The following is a 16931-nucleotide window of genomic DNA, read 5'->3' on the forward strand; positions in this document are numbered from 1 at the left end:
ATTTCGTCTGCAATCTGAGTCATGCGCGCCAGGGCGTTATCGATTCAATCGATACACTTATCACGAACTGCTGACTGCCGGGAACCCGCTCCGACATCTCCGGAGCGGGTTTCGCGCCGTGAAGGCTTACTTCATCCCTTCACGATTCTCTTTCATCGCCTCCAGGCGTTCGACATCGCGATACCAGCGCGGGTGGTGTTTCTTCGCCCAGCGGCGGCTCACCTTGCCTTCGATCATGCCTTTAATCGACCCCTTCACCCAGAACGCCATATACATATGGATAAGGATGGCGTGGATCAGAATGATGGCCGACGTCGCATGAATCAGCAGGCTATAGCGAATCACCTGCATCGGGAAATATTCCGCGAAATATGGGCGCCAGATAATCACCCCGGTCACCAGCAGCACAAATATCATGCTCATGATGGTCCAGAACATCATCTTCTGCCCGGCGTTATACTTACCGACGCGCGCCACCTTATGCTCGTTGCCTTTCAGCACCTCGACGATGCCTTTCAGCCACGGAATATCCTGTTTATCAGGGATGTTATGGTGGACAAAGCGCACGAACATAAACATCAGCGCGACAAAAATCAGCACCCCAAAGAACGGGTGCAGAATACGCCCCATCTGCGGCGTGCCGAAGGTTTCCGTTAGCCACTGTAGCGTCGGAAAGAAGAACGATATTCCCGACAGCGCCACGAGGAAGAAACAGATAACCACCGTCCAGTGACAGGCGCGATCGATAAACGTTGTGCGCACAATCATCTTCGATTTACTCATCATGCTTCTCCTCGTCGTCGTCAACTTCCTTGTTCGGCCCGATACCGATGTAGTGGTAAATCAGCCCGGCGAAGGTGGCGATAAAGCCCGCCGCCGCCAGCGGTTTCAGCGCCCCCTTCCACAGACTGATACTGGTATCGATCTGCGGTTCCTTCGGCAGCTTGTGATACAGCTCCGGCTGGTCGGCATGATGCAGGACGTACATCACGTGGGTTCCGCCGACGCCCGGCGGGTTGTAAATCCCGGCGTTGGCATAACCGCGTTTTTTAAGCTTAGCCACCCGCTCCTCGGCCACCTCCAGCATCTCTTTCTTCGTACCGAAGTGGATCGCGCCGGTAGGACAGGTTTTCACGCAGGCCGGTTCCTGGCCGACGCTGACCCGATCCACGCACAGGGTGCATTTATAGACCCGGTTATCCTCTTTATTGAGGCGCGGGACGTTAAACGGACACCCCGCAATGCAGTAGCCGCAGCCGATGCAGTTTTCCTGCTGGAAATCGACGATGCCGTTGGCGTACTGAATAATCGCCCCGGCGGATGGGCAGGCCTTCAGGCAGCCCGGCTCTGCGCAGTGCATACAGCCATCCTTGCGGATAAGCCACTCCAGTTTGCCGTTCTGTTCGGTCTCGCTAAAACGCATTACCGTCCAGGATTTGGCGCTGAGATCCGCCGGGTTGTCGTACACCCCGACGCAGTGCCCCACGTCATCGCGGATGTCATTCCACTCGGAACAGGCCACCTGGCAGGCTTTACAGCCCACGCAGGAGGAGACATCGATAAGCTTGGCGACTTCCGCTTTATAGTCCCGCGCGCGCGGCGCGGGGGTGATCGGGTTGGTCGCGGAGCGTTTAATAATGTCTTGGGTTTCCATCGCCATTGAATCGCTCCTTACGCTTTCTCGATGTTGACCAGGAACGCCTTGTATTCCGGCGTTTGCGAGTTGGAATCGCCAACGTTAGGCGTCAGGGTGTTGGCGATGTAGCCTTTACGGGCCACGCCTTCAAAACCCCAGTGCAGCGGGATCCCGACGGTCTCCACCTGCTGGCCGTTGACGTTCAGCGTGCGCAGTCGGCGAGTCACCACGGCAACCGCGCGAATGAAGCCGCGCTTGCTGCTGACTTTCACCCAATCGCCGTTAGCGATGCCTTTGCTTTTCGCCAGCCCTTCGCTGATTTCGACAAACTGTTCCGGCTGCGCGATGGAATTGAGCAACGCATGCTTGGTCCAGGTGTGGAAATGCTCGGTCAGACGATAGGTGGTCCCGACATACGGGAATTTATCCTTCTTACCTAAGCGAATGGCGTCCTCTTCATACAACCGCACCACCGGGCTGGAGACCACTTTCGGGTGCAGCGGGTTAGTGCCAAGCGGGGTTTCCATCGGCTCGTAGTGCTCCGGGAACGGCCCTTCCGCCAGTTTATCGAGCGCAAACAGGCGACCCAACCCCTCCTGCTGCATGATAAACGGCCCGGTGTTGCTCCCTGGCGGCGCGGTATTGAAGTCCGGAATATCATTCCCGACCCACTTGCTGCCGTTCCACTGGATCAGCATCCGCTTCGCATCCCAGGGCTTGCCGTTGATATCGGCCGAAGCGCGGTTGTACAGCACCCGACGATTGAGCGGCCACGCCCAGGCCCATCCCAGCGTATTGCCCAGGCCCGAAGGATCGGCGTTATCACGATTCGCCATCTGGTTACCCTGCTCGGTCCAGCTGCCGGTATAGATCCAGCAAGACGACGCGGTGCTGCCGTCATCGCGCAGCAGCGCGAAGCTATTAAGCAGTTGGCCTTTTTTCGCCAGCAAAGTGCCATTTTGATCGTAGAGATCCGCCAGCGCGTAGCCGTTGTTCTCTTTTGCCACTTCTTCCGATTCCGGATGGTCCGGCTGCTTGTAGCGCCAGCTCATCTTCAGCAGGGGTTCCGCGCCCTTCCCGCCTTCGGTGCGGTACAGTTCGCGCAGGCGATGGTAAATCCCGGCAAGGATTTCGCCATCATTGCGCGCTTCACCTGGGGCATCCTGACCTTTCCAGTGCCACTGCAGCCAACGGCCGGAGTTGGCGATCGAACCGTCCTCTTCGGCAAAGCAGGTCGACGGCAGACGGAAGACTTCGGTCTGAATCGCCGACGGGTCGACATCATTAGACTCGCCGTGGTTCTGCCAGAAGGTCGAGGTTTCGGTCACCAGCGGGTCGATAACCACCATATATTTCAGCTTGCTGAGGCTGCGAACCACTTTGTTTTTATCCGGGAAGGAGGCAACCGGGTTAAAGCCCTGGCAGATATAGCCGGTGACGTTGCCGTTATCCATCATATTGAAGTATTTGATAACGTCGTAAGCCTGGTCCCACTTCGGTAACCACTCAAAGCCCCAGTCGTTCTCTTTTTGCGCCGCCTCGCCGTAGAAGGATTTCATCAGGCTAACGAAGAATTTCGGGTAGTTGCTCCAGTAGTTCACCTGCTCGGGCAGGGTCGCCTTCGGCGTGTTGGCGCTGAGGTAGCTTTGCAGATCGGTCTGTTTGTCCGATGGCAGCGTCAAATAGCCCGGCAGACTGGTCGACAGCAGGCCCAAATCGGTCAGCCCCTGAATATTAGAGTGGCCGCGCAGGGCGTTGACGCCGCCGCCGGCCATCCCCATATTGCCGAGCAGCAGCTGGATCATCGCCATGGTGCGGATGTTCTGCGCGCCGACGGTGTGCTGCGTCCAGCCCAGGGCATACAGGAAGGTGGTGGTGCGGTCCGCGGCGCTGGTTGAGGCCAGCACGTCGCACACTTTAAGGAAGTCCGCTTTCGGCGTACCGCAGATGTTTTCGACCACCTCGGGCGTGTAGCGGGAAACGTGCTGCTTCAGCAGATTCCACACGCAGCGCGGGTGGGTGAGCGTTTCATCGCGTTTGGCGTAGCCGTTTTCATCGAACTGGTAGTTCCAGGACGATTTATCGTACTGGCGTTTTTCCGCATCGTAGCCGCTGAACAGCCCCTCTTCGAAGGCAAAATCATCCCGCACCAGCAGGCTGGCATTGGTGTAATGCTTAACGTACTCGGCATTGATCTTATTGTTTTCGATCAGGTACAGCAGCACGCCCGACAGGAAGGTAATGTCGGTACCGGAACGAATCGGCGCATAGATATCGGCCACCGACGCGGTACGCGTAAAGCGCGGGTCGACGACGATCAGCGTGGCGTCGTTATTGTTTTTCGCCTCCATCGCCCAGCGGAAACCCACCGGATGGGCTTCGGCGGCGTTACCGCCCATCACCACCACGACGTTGGCGTTTTTGATATCCACCCAGTGGTTGGTCATCGCACCGCGACCAAATGTTGGAGCAAGACTTGCTACCGTTGGTCCGTGTCAGACGCGCGCCTGGTTGTCTACCGCCAGCATACCCAGCGATCGCACAAATTTTTGCGTTAGCATGCCGGTCTCATTGCTTGCCGCCGAGGCGCACAGCATGCCGGTGGAAAGCCAGCGGTTAACCGTCACGCCCTGTTCATTCTTTTCAATAAAGTTGGCGTCGCGGTCGGCTTTCATCAGTCGGGCGATGCGGTTAAAGGCTTCATCCCAGGAGATGCGCTGCCATTTATCCGAGCCCGGGGCGCGGTATTGCGGATAACGCAGACGGTTTTCGCTGTGGACATAGTCCAGCAGGCCTGCCCCTTTCGGGCACAGCGCGCCGCGGCTCACCGGATGGTCCGGGTCCCCTTCGATATGGTAGATCGCTTCTTTGGCGTTTTTCGCACCGTCGCCGAGGCTATACATTAATAGCCCGCAGCCCACGGAGCAGTAAGTGCAGGTGTTGCGGATCTCTTTCGCACGCAGCAATTTGAAATTGCGTGCCTGAGCCAGCGCCATTTTAGGGGCAAAGCCCAGGGCGGCGGCGGTAGTTCCGGCCATACCGCCTGCGCAGATCTTAAAGAACTTTCTGCGGCTGACGTCCATTGCATTCCTCCATGCAGGATGTTGATTCATCGCGCGGAGGAAACTAACAGCAAAATCCCGGGAAAATTTGCGTCAAATCAAGGAGGAAAACCTTCGCCCCCTTAATCGCCAGCCCTGGCCATTTTCGCTAATCCCTAAGGGTTAGCAACGGCGGAAAATTTCGCCCCTCACCGATAAAAAGATGATATATATGCCGGCTGCATTTGCGTAACCATCAGGAAAAGCATGGAGAAAAAGAGAGCCACGACCATCGGCTTCGCCGCCATTATCTTATGGAGCACGATGGTCGGATTGATTCGCGGCGTCAGCGAAGGACTGGGAGCGGTCGGCGGCGCGGCGATGATTTACAGCCTTAGCGGCCTGCTGCTGATCTTTACCGTCGGCTTTCCCAACCTGCGCCAGATCCCGCGTCGCTATCTGCTGGCCGGCAGCGTGCTGTTTGTCAGCTATGAAATCTGCCTCGCGCTGTCGCTGGGCTATGCCGCCAGCCGCCAGCAGGCCATTGAGGTGGGGATGGTCAATTACCTGTGGCCCAGCCTGACGATTTTATTCGCCATTCTCTTTAATGGCCAGAAAAGCAGCTGGCTGGTGATCCCCGGCCTGATTCTCGCCCTGCTGGGCGTTGGCTGGGTGTTGGGCGGTGAGCATGGGCTACAGCCCGATGAGATTATCAGTAACGTCATTTCCAGCCCGCTTAGCTATCTGCTGGCCTTTGTCGGGGCGTTTATCTGGGCCGCCTACTGCACGGTGACGGCCAAATATGCCCGCGGTAAAAACGCCATTACGCTGTTCGTCCTGTTAACCGCCCTGACGCTATGGCTGAAATTCCTCGCCAGCGACCAGCCGCCGATGCTGTTTAGCTGGCCGGTGGTCATTAAGCTGATGACGGTCTCCGTGGCGCTGGGGCTGGCCTACGCGGCGTGGAACGTTGGCATCCTGCACGGCAACGTCAGCCTGCTGGCGGCGGCCTCCTACTTCACGCCGGTGCTCTCCTCTGCGCTGGCGGCGATCCTGCTGAGTGCGACCCTGTCGTGGTCCTTCTGGCAGGGGGCCGGGATGGTATGTCTCGGCTCCCTGCTCTGCTGGTACGCCACCCGCCGTTAGCCGAGATCGCCTCCTGCTACCGGCAGCGTCACGCCGGTGATATAGCTGGCCTCATCGCTGGCGAGAAACAGGATCGCATTCGCCTGTTCCGCCAGCGTGCCGTACCGGTGCAGCAGACTGCTCGCCACCGTCTGATCGACGACCTGCTGATACCACGCCTTTTCCTGCTCGCTCGGCTGCTCTTCGTTACGCGGCGTCAGGCGCGGCGGCGCCTCGGTCCCGCCCGGGGCCACGGCGTTAATCCGAATACCGCTGCCGCTGTACTCCATGGCAATCGAGCGGGTCAGCGCGTTAACGCCGCCTTTCGCCGCCGAGTACGGCACCCGATTCACTCCCGCCGTCGCCACCGACGAAATGTTGACGATGCTGCCTTTGCCCTGCTTCAGCATCCATGGCAGCGCCGCGCGGCAGCCCCACAGCGTGGGGAACAGCGAGCGGCGGATCTCTTTCTCAATCTGCTCCGGCTGATATTCGGCAAAGGGGCGCGCCCAGATGGTGCCCCCAACGTTGTTGATCAGCACGTCGATACGGCCAAAATGAGCGACCCCGGCGGCAAACGCCTGCTCGGTACTTTCCCACGCTTCCAGATCCGCCTCCAGCGCCAGCACCAGACAGCCGGATTGCGCCAGCGTCGCCGCCAGCTCATGGACGTATGACGAGCGATCGATGAGCAGCAGAGCCGCGCCTTCTGCAGCCGCCTGCTCCGCCGTCTGGCGGCCAATGCCCTGCGCCGCGCCGGTGATGACGACGACTTTATCGGTAAAACGCATTTTGTCTCCTTATGCCGCCGCGCTCTGACTGGCGATAAATTTCTCATACCAGAACCCCGCCGGGGTGATCCCGCGGTCGCGCAACGCCGTGGCAACCGCGTTAACCATCGGCGGCGGGCCGCAGAGATAGATGTCCACGTCGCCGTTGTTCAGCATCGCGTCGTCGAGATGGTCGGTGACAAAGCCGCGCTGCGGACAAGTGCTGTTTTCATCGGCCACCACCGGTAGCCAACGATACCCCGTCAGCTGTTGAGTAAAGGTATCCAGCGCGTCGGTTTTCACCAGATCGCAGTCACGAGTAACACCGTACAGCAGCATCACCGGACGCTGGCTGCCCTGTGTCTGCAGGGTATGGAGCATGGAGAGCAGCGGCGCCAGGCCGGTACCGCCCGCCAGCATCAGCAGCGGACGTTCGCCGTGGCGCAGATAGAAGCTGCCCATCGGGCCGCTGAGGGTAAGACGATCGCCGGGCCGCGCCCGCTGGGTTAACCACTGGCTCATCATCCCGCCAGGCACGTTACGGATCAGAAAACGCCCTTCGAGGGAGCCCGGTTGCGAGCTAAATGAGTAGGCGCGGACATGAGGCGTACCCGGCACCTGAATGTTGACGTACTGCCCCGGCAGGAAGGCCAGCGGCTCATCGAGGGCGACCACCAGTTCGATGGCGGTATCGGACAGTAAATTCACCTGTCGTACCTGCGCCCCGGTGTTGGTCAGCGCGGTTTTACACTGCGCGGCGGCCACCGGCACATCGATCACGCAGTCGCTGGTCGGGACCATCTGACAGGTCAGCACCTGACGGGCCTGCGCTTCGTCGTCGCTTAACGCCTCGTCGAGATAATCTTCACCCAGGTCGTACTCACCGCTGGCGCAGTGGCATTTGCAGGTACCGCAAACGCCGTCCGAACAGTCCATCGGCAGGTTTACCTTCTGGCGATAGGCCGCATCCAGCACCTTCTCCCCGGCATGGCATTGAATGAATCGCGTAATGCCGTCCTCAAAATTAAGAGCAATATTGAAGGTCATAAGCGCCTCTTAAATGTGGTAAACGTCAATCACCTGACGGATATAGTCGTTATTCAGGCGCACGGTTTTACGGACGATCTGCGGCCTGCCGTCCTGCTCAATTAGCGTGCAGCAGGTAGAGCCAAAATAGGCATCAGTGTGCTGATAGCGATGGCTCCAGGTGACCCAGCTGTAACGCACCTCCAGACCCTCGTCGCTTTCGCCCATCAGCTCAACGTTGCTGATGATATGGGTGGTCCGCGGCTCTGGCGTGCTGGCCCCGGAGCGCTCGGTTTTAATGCGGTAGACGCGATCCTCCAGCCCTTCGCGGTTGGGGTAGTAGATAAGCGAAATCTCTTTTTGCGGGTCGCGGGTCAGCTGGTCATCGTCGCCCCACGCCGGCATCCAGTAGACCACCTGCGGGCTGTAGCAGCTGAGCCATTCGTCCCACTGACGATCGTCCAGCAGACGGGCTTCGTAGTAGAGAAACTGGCGAACCTGTTCGAGGTTAAGCATCAGGCCACCTCCACGCGCTGGGTAATGGACTGGTCGTAACGCTGTTGTTCCTGTTCAATGGCCGCCAGCATCAGCGTCTGCCAGTGGTGGTGATGAGCGATGTACAGCGCTTCGTCCTCCGATTTCACCCCGCTTAACCGCGGCGAAAAGCCAGCATGTTGCGCATGCTCATCCGCGCCATCGACCCAGCGCAGCGCGCCGCGGCTGAGGTCGCTCCATGGCAGATTTTCGCCGAGATAGCCGCGCTGACAGGCGCTGAACTCTTCGAGGTCGTCCGGCGTCCCCATCCCACTGACGTTAAAGAAATCCTCGTACTGGCGGATTCGCAGCGCTCTGGCCTGGTCGGATTCCCCTTTCGGCGCAAAGCACCAGATGGTGACTTCGGTTTTATCCACCGCAATGGGGCGGATTACGCGGATTTGCGTCGAGAACTGATCCATCAGGTAGACATTGGGGTACAGGCACAGGTTGCGGGTTTCGTTGACCATCTGGTCGGCACGGTGTTTGCCAAATTCCGCCTGCAGCCGTTCGCGGTGGGCATAGACCGGGCGCACTTCCGGGTTGAGCGCCCGGGTCCACAACAGCATATGGCCGTTATCAAATCCATAGCCGCCGCCGAGGCTTTTTGACCAACCGTTGACATCCACCGCGTGCGTCCCTTCCGCTTCATAGTTGCGGCGTGACATGGTTGAGGCGTAGTTCCAGTGCACCACGCTGACGTGATAGCCATCGGCGCCGTTTTCCGCGCCCAGTTTCCAGTTGCCCTCATATACATAGCTCGACGAACCCTTAAGTACCTCGAGCCCCTCCGGCGCCTGGTCGACGATCAGGTCGATAATCTTGCAGGTTTCCCCGAGATAGGCCTCCAGCGGCTGCACGTCGTCATTGAGGCTACCGAATAAGAAACCGCGATAGGACTGAAAACGCGGCAACTTTTGCAGGTCGTGGGAGCCGTCTTGTTTAAAGCTCGGCGGATAGCCGCCAGTGCTCTCATCTTTGGCCTTTAATAATTTGCCATTATTGCTGAAGGTCCAGCCGTGGAACGGACAGGTGAAAGAATTTTTATTCCCGGTTTTGCGTCGACATAACATGGCGCCGCGGTGAGCGCAGCTGTTAATTAGCGCGTGCAGCTCATTCTTTTTATCGCGGGTAATAATAACCGGCTGCCGTCCCAGCGTCAGGGTATAATAATCTCCCGGCTCGGCAACCTGGCTTTCATGGGCAAGAAAAACCCAATTTCCTTCGAAGATATGTTTCATTTCAAAATCAAATAACTGCTGGTCGGTAAATATAGAACGATGGCAGCGGTAAATATGATTTTCACGGTCGACAACTAAGGCATTATTGATTTTGTCTTTGAGCGTCGAGAGCGTTTTTTGCATGAGTCGGTCCCTCCTGCAGGATTCAGGATGAAAGAAACAGGGTGAATTCTTCGTTTTCGAGTGCAATATCTGGCCCGGGCAGTAGCGTGCCCGGGGCCGATAATGCCGCTTACTCTTTGGCGCGCACGCGGATCCCGCGCTGCTCTTCGTCGGCGCTCAGCGCTTTACACAGGGTGAAATCAAAACAAACCTCGGTGTGCTCTCCCTCAAGATTGCGCTGCGCGATGATCTCGCGGTCGGTCACTTTTACCGGATCGGCAATCAGGCCGTCGCGGGTGGCAAAGGCAAAATCGTCCCACAGGTATTTATCGCCATTGAGGTTAATCTGGCTGGTCAGATGTTTATGACCCGGCGCGGAGACGAAAAAGTGAATGTGCGCCGGACGGTTGCCGTGGCGACCCAGTCTGTCCAGCAGTTTCTGGGTTGGGCCATCCGGCGGGCAGCCGTAGCCGGAGGGCATGATGCTGCGCACGCTGTAGCGGCCATCGGCGCCGGTGCGGATCCGCCGGCGCAGGTTGTACTCACTCTGGCCTGGGTCGAAGAAGGAATAATTTCCGAGGGTGTTGGCGTGCCAGATATCAACAATAGCGTTGGCCACTGGCCGGCCTTCGGTGTCTTTGACTTCACCGTGCAGCCACATCACTTCTCCGGCGTCGGCGCCATCATCCATGCGGGCGTGACCCTCGGCCAGCGGCGCATTAGCCACGTACAGCGGCCCTTCGATGGTGCGCGGGGTGCCGGTTTCCCGATGCGCTGCCGCGTCGATGGCGTCCTGGCGCAGATCGAGGAAATGCTCCAGTCCCAGACCCGCCGCCAGCAGCGCCGCCTCCTGACGCCCGCCCAGCTCGTGCAAATAGTTTACCGCGTGCCAGAACTCTTCTTCCGTAACGTTATAGTCGTCGATGAGCGTGCAGATATTTTCCAGCAGACGATGAATAATCGCCTTAAAACGTTCATCGCCGCCGGCAACATCTAATCCGGCACTGTCGCGTAATAATTTCTGAATAGCTGGCTGTTGTACGAATACATTACTCATACTGGTTCTCTCTTATATTTTGCAGGGTATACGCCGGTAATACCGGCGTGAGGTCAGATATTATTATTAGCGATCGTCATCGCGAATTGATGACGGATGACGACAGAGGGCTTCCACTTTTATCGCCATAAAGGGATATAGCGGCAATCCCATTAATATTTGATGCAATTCTTCGGCATCTTGAACATCGAAAATACTGACGTTGGCATAAAGGCCGGCAACGCGCCAGATATGCCGCCATTTGCCTTCCCGCTGTAATTGTTGCGAATAGGCTTTTTCGCGTTGTTTTATTTCCTCCGCCTCGTTGGCGGGAAAGCCAGGCGGAATATTGACGGTCATCTCCACTTTAAATAACATTTTTTTCTCCTGTTCCCCGCTACGGCTGGCGGGTATAAAAATGCAGTTTGTCTTCATCCAGCTCGACGCCAAGTCCCGGCGTTTGCGGCAGCGCCACCTGACCGTCGGCAAAGGTGAGCGGCACGCTGACAATATCGTCTTTCAGCAACAGCGGGCCGAACATCTCGGTACCCCACTGCAGCGGCAGCGTCGACCAGGCGTGCAGAGAAGCCACGGTCCCTACGGTGCCTTCCAGCATGGTGCCGCCGTACAGGCCAATCCCTGCCGCCTGCGCGACGCGGGCCAGCGCCAGCACGCTGTTCGGCCCCCCGGCTTTGGCGATTTTCAGCGCGTAAGCGCCGGTAAAGCCCTGCTGCGCCAGCTGATAACCATCGTAGGCGGTCGCGACCGCTTCATCCGCGAGGATCGCGGTTTCAATTTGCTGGCTAAACCGCACCAGGGCGGCATTATCGTGGGCGCTGACCGGCTGTTCGATAAGATCGACGCCCATCGCCGCCAGTTCGCGGCAGCCTTTCGCGCCGGTGGCGGCGTCCCAGGCCTGGTTGACGTCGACACGGATGCTGGCGCGGTCGCCTAACGCTTCAACGATGGCGCGGGTATGACGCAGGTCGGTGGCGAGTTCACGCGCGCCGATCTTCAGTTTGAACGCCCGGTGGCGGCCTTCGGCCAACAGTTTCTCTCCTTCAGCGATATCTTTCGCGGTATCGCCGCTGGCTAAGGTCCACAGCACCGGCAACGCCGTTTGCAGCGCGCCGCCGAGCAGGGCTGATACCGGCAGACCTAAGGCTTTGCCCTGGGCGTCGAGCAGTGCGGTTTCGATGGCGGACTTCGCAAAGGTGTTGCCTTTAATGGCGCCGTTCATGCGGGCGGTCAGCGCATTCAGGTTATCGGCCGGCTGCCCTTTCAACAGCGGCGTCAGATAATGGGTGATCGCTGACAAGATGGCCTCGGGGCTCTCAACGCCATAGCTCAAGCCGCCGATGGTGGTGGCTTCGCCGATGCCGCAGATGCCGTCGGAACGGGTAAGGCGCACAATCACCAGCGACTGGCAGCCCATGGTGGTCATCGACAATTTATGCGGCCGGATGGTCGGGACATCCACAATCCAGCTCTCGATTTGCTCTATGGTGGCAGTCATCTTCTGTTCCTGATGAGATATATAACTTTTTGTACCCACATCCATAACGGGGGTCTGTGCCATTGACAATAGGGTTCAGCCTGGCGGATGGTCAACGGCGATAATCGAAATGTTGTGCGATTATCGACGCGTTTGTTAATAGACGGTTATTAATGTGATCATGGTGGTAAAACCGGCACAATTCAGCGCGCCCCATTTTGCGCAAGGTATAGTGATCTGCCGTGAGCTTTACGCTGCAACGGAGAAGGATGCGATGAGCGACAATATACCCAATACGCTGAGCGCCAGGCAGGCCGAGCACGACCCTAACTTTATGCTGTCTCTGGCCCGCGGGCTTGAGGTCCTTAACGCCTTCACCCCCCAGCGCCAGCGGCTGACCATTTCCCAGCTCAGCCAGAAAACGCAAATCTCGCGCGCGGCGGTACGCCGCTGTTTGTATACCCTCGCCGCGCTGGGCATGGTGCACAGTCCGGATGGCCGTAGCTATGAACTGCTCCCCCGGGTGCTGGCCGTCGGCCACGCCTATCTGGCAGGCACGCCGCTGGCCAAGGTGGCGCAGACGGCGCTGGATAATCTTGGCAAAGCGCTCGGCGAATCCTGTTCGGCGGCCACGCTCGACGGGGATAACGTGCTCTATATTGCCCGCGCGGCGGTCAATAATTTACTGAGCATCGATCTGGGGCGAGGCAGCCGCCTGCCGGCGTGGGCCACGTCGATGGGGCGGGTGTTGCTGAGCGCGCTGCCGGAGGAACAGCTGGAAGTGACGTTGTCACGGGCTACGCTTATTCGCTACACTCCGCATACCCTGTGCGATTTGTCCGGTTTACGTGCAGAGATCGCCCGGGTGCGCATGCAGGGCTATGCCCTCGCCGACCGGCAGATCGAGGTAGGCTTGTGCTCGCTGGCGGTACCCGTGCTGTCGCGTCACGGTCAGGTGGTGGCCGCCCTGAATGTCGGGGTACCTGCCGCGACGGTCAGCGCCGCGGCGTTAAAAGAGAAGGCTCTCGCCCCGCTACGGCGCGCGGCGATGGATCTGTCGCTGCAGCTATAGCGCCGACTGCGGTTTCGCCACGGTGGCGAGGCTGCGCCAGATCCCAGCGGCCAGCAGCAGAAGCAATACACCCGCCGTCGCCAGCACCAGGCTATGAGCCTGAATAAAAGCCGTCTTCGCCGCCGCCATCAGCGCCTGCGCCACCCCGGCGGGCAGCGCCTGGGACAGACTCACCGCCTCGCCAATCGATGACGCCGCCTGCTGCGCCATGGCGCCACTCAGGCCAGACGGCAGCGCAATAGAGGCGCTGTAGCTGCGGGTCAGGATCAGGCCGAACAGCGCTATGCCGAGACCGGCGCCCAGCTCATAGGCCATGGTTTCAATCGCCCCGGCGGCCGCCGCTTTCTCCTTCGGCGCTGCCGCCATAATCGCGGAACTGGAGGCCAGCAGCGCGCTGGCCACGCTAAAGCCCAGCAGCGTCATCAGCCCCCAGGCCAGCCACTGCTGGGTACTGAAATCGGTCAACGCCAGGCCGAGAAAGCTGAAGGCGCTGAGCAGCATCCCGCCGGTCGCCACCTCGCGCAGCCCAAGCCGCGACACCAGCAGGCCGGCAATCGGGCCGCTGAAGCCGCTGGCCACCATTACCGGCAGCATAAATATCCCCGCCTCGAACGGCGTTTTCTGGTGCACAAACTGCAGCTCCTGGGCCATCAGTAGCTCAAAACCGACCAGGGTAATCAGGGCCGTCATCGCCATCATCACCCCGCTTAAGATAATGCGATGGGTGAACAGGCGCATATCCACCATCGGGCGGGCCGCCGACAGCTGCTTGCGGATAAACCAGGTTAACATCGCCGCCCCGCCGAGCGCCACCAGCGCGGTGAGCCACAGCGCCAGCTGGCCCTTCAGCGCCGATTTCGCGCTAAACACCAGCATCAGGATCGCGGCAATCAAAACGAGCGCCTGCAGTAGATTGAGCGGCTGTTCGCGGCGCGCGGGCTGGCGCGGCACCACTTTCGCGTTAATCGCGATAACCACCAGCACGATCGGCACATTGATCAGGAACACCGACCCCCAGTAGAAATGCTCCAGCAGGATACCGCCCACCAGCGGGCCGAAGGCCGCGCCGCCGGAGCCGACCGCTGCCCACAGCCCCAGCGCCATATTGCGCTGGCTGGCCTCGGCAAAGGTGCTGCGGATCCCGGCCAGCGTCGCCGGGACGATCATCGCCGCCCCCACCGCCAGCAAAGCGCGTGAGGCAATCAGCGTCATGGCCGTAGGCGACAGCGCGGCGCACAGCGAGGCGATGCCAAAAATGGCGCTGCCGAGCAGCAGCAGGCGCTTAAAGCCGATCTTATCGCCAAGGGCGCCCATCGGCAGCACCATGCCGGCCATCACTAATGAGTAGATATCAATGATCCACAACAGCTCATTGCCGCTGCTACCCAGCGCCACGCTGAGGGTCGGCGCGGCCACATGCAACACCGTAGCGTCAATCGCCACCGGAATATAAACCAGCAAAATCGCCATCAGCGTCATCCATTGCCGTGACATAGCTTGTACCTCAATCAATATTGAATATTGGACACACGTCCAGGATGGCGATCCTGCCGGATTGTTGAACACATGTCCAACTTTTTGTTACACTCGGCCAAAGCCAGATGACAGTGGGGTTCTATGCACTATTTACAACGTGATGCGCGACGGGAAGGGATTATGCAGGCCGCCATGCGCCTGGCGCTACGCGGCGGCTTTGCCGCCATGACCGTGCGGCAGATCGCCCGCGAAGCCCAGGTGGCCGCCGGGCAGCTGCACCACCACTTCACCTCCATCGGCGAGCTGAAAGCGCAGGTTTTCATCCGCCTGATCCGCGAGATGCTCGACATGCCGCTGGTGGCTGAGGACGCCAGCTGGCGCGAGCGCTTGTTCTCGATGATCGGCAGCGAGGATGGCCGACTGGAACCCTATATCCGCCTGTGGCGCGAAGGCCAGGTGCTGGCCGACAGCGATCCGGACATCAAAGCGGCCTACCTGCTGACCATGAATATGTGGCATGCCGAGACCGTCGCCATCATCGAGCAGGGCCTCGCCAGCGGCGAATTTCGGTCGGCTGAGCCTGCGGCGGATATCGCCTGGCGCTTTATCGCCCTGGTGTGCGGCCTCGACGGGATTTATGCGCTGGACGCGCAGGCCCTGGATGAGGCGGCGTTTAGCCGCTATGTAAATAAGATGATTAAGCTGGAGTTGTTTTAGCTATCTTTACATTTAGTAACAATTAATTCCGCTACGCTTACCACGTGCTCTCTGTCAGCACGTTTTTTTTATCTACGCTTCATAGATAACGCAAATTAAGCGTTATTCACTATCCCCTTGTATTCAGCTGTTGACCTTATTTATTTACTCCTTTCCGGGCAAGTAGAGGGCAATATGTCGGTGCAGAATGATAAAGATAATCATTACCTTTTGAACAACTGGCGGCCTGAAAACAAGGCATTCTGGGAAAATAAAGGCCAAGCCATTGCGCGAAGAAATCTATGGATATCAGTGGCCTGTCTGCTGCTTGCTTTCTGCGTATGGATGTTATTCAGCGCCGTAGCGGTCAATCTCAATAAGGTCGGTTTTCATTTCACCACCGACCAGCTTTTTTTATTAACCGCCCTGCCTTCACTTTCCGGCGCGATATTACGGGTCCCCTACTCCTTTATGGTACCCCTTTTTGGCGGGCGCTACTGGACCGTATTAAGTACCGTTATCCTGATCGTGCCTTGTATTTGGTTAGGAGTGGCAATCCAGAATATTACTACTCCGTTCTGGGTATTTATTATTATTGCGCTGCTATGCGGTTTTGCCGGAGCGAATTTTGCTTCCAGCATGGGAAATATCAGTTTCTTTTTCCCCAAAGCGAAACAGGGCAGCGCGCTGGGAGTCAACGGCGGTCTTGGCAATCTGGGCGTAAGCGTGATGCAGATGGTCGCCCCGGCGGTCATCTTCCTGCCGCTCTTCACCTTTCTCGGCGTCCATGGCGTCACCCAGCCCGATGGTTCGACAATCACCCTGAGTAATGCGGCGCTCGTCTGGGTACCGCTGCTGCTGCTCGCCACCGTCGCGGCATGGTTCGGCATGAACGATATCGCCGGTTCAAAGGCCTCGATTCGCGATCAGCTTCCCGTGCTCAAGCGACCGCATATGTGGCTGTTAAGCCTGCTCTATCTGGCGACGTTTGGCTCGTTCATCGGCTTTTCCGCCGGCTTTGCCATGCTGGCGAAAACCCAGTTTCCCGCGGTCGATATCCTCAAGCTCGCCTTCTTTGGACCGTTCATCGGCGCGCTGGCGCGCTCGTTCGGCGGGATCATCTCCGACCGTCTCGGCGGCGTGCGGGTGACGCTGGTTAACTTCGTCCTGATGGCGCTGTTTACCGGCCTGCTGTTTCTGACCCTGCCAGGCAGCGGCTCCGGCAGCTTTCTCGCTTTCTACGTGGTGTTTATGGGGCTCTTTTTAACCGCCGGTCTGGGAAGCGGCTCCACCTTCCAGATGATCGCCGTCATCTTCCGCCAGCTCACCATCGACAGCGTAAAACAGCGCGGCGGAAGCGATGAAGAAGCGCAGCACGAGGCGGTGACCGATACCGCTGCCGCGCTGGGCTTTATCTCGGCGATCGGCGCCATCGGCGGCTTCTTTATTCCGAAAGCCTTCGGCACCTCGCTGGCGATGACCGGCTCACCGGTTGGCGCGATGAAAGTCTTTTTTGTCTTCTATGTGGTTTGCGTGCTGGTGACCTGGCTGGTCTACGGCCGCCGTAAACCCGCTTAACCATAACGATTTATCTGCCGGATAGCGGCTTACGCCTTATCCGGCCTTACGAGTTCGTTCGCTCATCCGGCCGGGTGGCACGATGCCGGACATCATCGGAGCA

General features: G+C 58.8%; 16 protein-coding genes. 4 read left to right on the forward strand and 12 right to left on the reverse strand.

Features of this window, described 5'->3' with window-relative positions; translation table 11 throughout:
* Window positions 1–126: 126 nt before the first annotated feature.
* From KPHS_28340 to KPHS_28370, 4 genes are read right to left on the reverse strand one after another with little or no spacing between them, the layout of a single operon-like run.
* A complete protein-coding gene (locus KPHS_28340) occupies window positions 127–783 on the reverse strand; it encodes a formate dehydrogenase-N gamma subunit (protein YP_005227134.1) in 657 nt (218 codons plus the stop codon).
* Complete coding sequence (locus KPHS_28350; protein YP_005227135.1) at window positions 776–1660, reverse strand: formate dehydrogenase-N, Fe-S beta subunit, nitrate-inducible; 885 nt, start codon at window positions 1658–1660, stop codon at window positions 776–778. The genes KPHS_28340 and KPHS_28350 overlap by 8 nt, the downstream gene beginning before the upstream one ends.
* An 11-nt stretch (window positions 1661–1671) precedes the next feature.
* On the reverse strand, window positions 1672–4083 hold the full coding sequence (locus KPHS_28360; protein YP_005227136.1) for a formate dehydrogenase-N alpha subunit: 2412 nt from the start codon (window positions 4081–4083) through the stop codon (window positions 1672–1674).
* Between the two features lie 48 nt (window positions 4084–4131).
* Window positions 4132–4719, reverse strand: coding sequence for a nitrate inducible formate dehydrogenase subunit alpha (locus KPHS_28370; protein YP_005227137.1), 588 nt, complete (start codon window positions 4717–4719; stop codon window positions 4132–4134).
* A 225-nt stretch (window positions 4720–4944) separates the two neighbouring features.
* Between KPHS_28370 and KPHS_28380 the strand changes: the two genes are divergently transcribed.
* A complete protein-coding gene (locus tag KPHS_28380; protein YP_005227138.1) occupies window positions 4945–5823 on the forward strand; it encodes an aromatic amino acid DMT transporter YddG in 879 nt (292 codons plus the stop codon).
* Here the strand turns inward: KPHS_28380 and KPHS_28390 are convergent.
* The 7 genes from KPHS_28390 to KPHS_28450 all read right to left on the reverse strand — a co-directional run bounded on the left by KPHS_28390 (window position 5820) and on the right by KPHS_28450 (window position 12072).
* A complete protein-coding gene (locus KPHS_28390) occupies window positions 5820–6593 on the reverse strand; it encodes a 1,6-dihydroxycyclohexa-2,4-diene-1-carboxylate dehydrogenase (protein YP_005227139.1) in 774 nt (257 codons plus the stop codon). The two genes, KPHS_28380 and KPHS_28390, sit on opposite strands and share 4 nt — an antisense overlap.
* Window positions 6594–6602: 9 nt before the next feature.
* A complete protein-coding gene (locus tag KPHS_28400; protein ID YP_005227140.1) occupies window positions 6603–7619 on the reverse strand; it encodes an NADH oxidoreductase for HCP in 1017 nt (338 codons plus the stop codon).
* A 9-nt stretch (window positions 7620–7628) separates the two neighbouring features.
* Window positions 7629–8114 carry a 3-phenylpropionate dioxygenase subunit beta gene (locus KPHS_28410; RefSeq protein ID YP_005227141.1) on the reverse strand — a complete coding sequence of 162 codons (486 nt, stop codon included), beginning with the start codon at window positions 8112–8114 and terminating at the stop codon, window positions 7629–7631.
* Window positions 8114–9496 carry a 3-phenylpropionate dioxygenase subunit alpha gene (locus tag KPHS_28420; RefSeq protein ID YP_005227142.1) on the reverse strand — a complete coding sequence of 461 codons (1383 nt, stop codon included), beginning with the start codon at window positions 9494–9496 and terminating at the stop codon, window positions 8114–8116. Before KPHS_28420 ends, KPHS_28410 begins: the two co-directional genes overlap by 1 nt.
* 109 nt (window positions 9497–9605) lie before the next feature.
* Window positions 9606–10532, reverse strand: a complete 927-nt coding sequence (locus KPHS_28430; protein YP_005227143.1) for a catechol 1,2-dioxygenase — start codon at window positions 10530–10532, stop codon at window positions 9606–9608.
* A 66-nt stretch (window positions 10533–10598) separates the two neighbouring features.
* Window positions 10599–10889 carry a putative muconolactone delta-isomerase gene (locus KPHS_28440; RefSeq protein ID YP_005227144.1) on the reverse strand — a complete coding sequence of 97 codons (291 nt, stop codon included), beginning with the start codon at window positions 10887–10889 and terminating at the stop codon, window positions 10599–10601.
* A gap of 19 nt (window positions 10890–10908) precedes the next feature.
* Window positions 10909–12072: an L-Ala-D/L-Glu epimerase, a muconate lactonizing enzyme gene (locus KPHS_28450; protein YP_005227145.1), complete on the reverse strand. Its 1164-nt coding sequence runs from the start codon at window positions 12070–12072 to the stop codon at window positions 10909–10911.
* 115 nt (window positions 12073–12187) lie between these two features.
* Here KPHS_28450 and KPHS_28460 point away from each other — a divergent pair, with 115 nt between their 5' ends.
* Entirely contained in the window at window positions 12188–13078 is an 891-nt protein-coding gene (locus KPHS_28460; protein YP_005227146.1) for an IclR family transcriptional regulator, read from the forward strand.
* Here KPHS_28460 and KPHS_28470 read toward each other — a convergent pair.
* Window positions 13073–14572 (reverse strand): energy-dependent efflux protein for methyl viologen resistance, encoded by a 1500-nt coding sequence (locus tag KPHS_28470; RefSeq protein YP_005227147.1) that lies wholly within the window; start codon window positions 14570–14572, stop codon window positions 13073–13075. The genes KPHS_28460 and KPHS_28470 overlap by 6 nt on opposite strands.
* A gap of 123 nt (window positions 14573–14695) precedes the next feature.
* Here KPHS_28470 and KPHS_28480 point away from each other — a divergent pair, with 123 nt between their 5' ends.
* Both KPHS_28480 and KPHS_28490 read left to right on the forward strand, forming a co-directional pair.
* The gene (locus KPHS_28480; RefSeq protein ID YP_005227148.1) at window positions 14696–15271 is read left to right on the forward strand and encodes a TetR family transcriptional regulator; all 576 of its coding nucleotides are present in this window, start codon (window positions 14696–14698) and stop codon (window positions 15269–15271) included.
* A 174-nt stretch (window positions 15272–15445) separates the two neighbouring features.
* On the forward strand, window positions 15446–16828 hold the full coding sequence (locus KPHS_28490; RefSeq protein YP_005227149.1) for a nitrate extrusion protein: 1383 nt from the start codon (window positions 15446–15448) through the stop codon (window positions 16826–16828).
* Window positions 16829–16931: the final 103 nt, after the last annotated feature.

Source organism: Klebsiella pneumoniae subsp. pneumoniae HS11286, assembly GCF_000240185.1.
Lineage (GTDB): Bacteria > Pseudomonadota > Gammaproteobacteria > Enterobacterales > Enterobacteriaceae > Klebsiella > Klebsiella pneumoniae.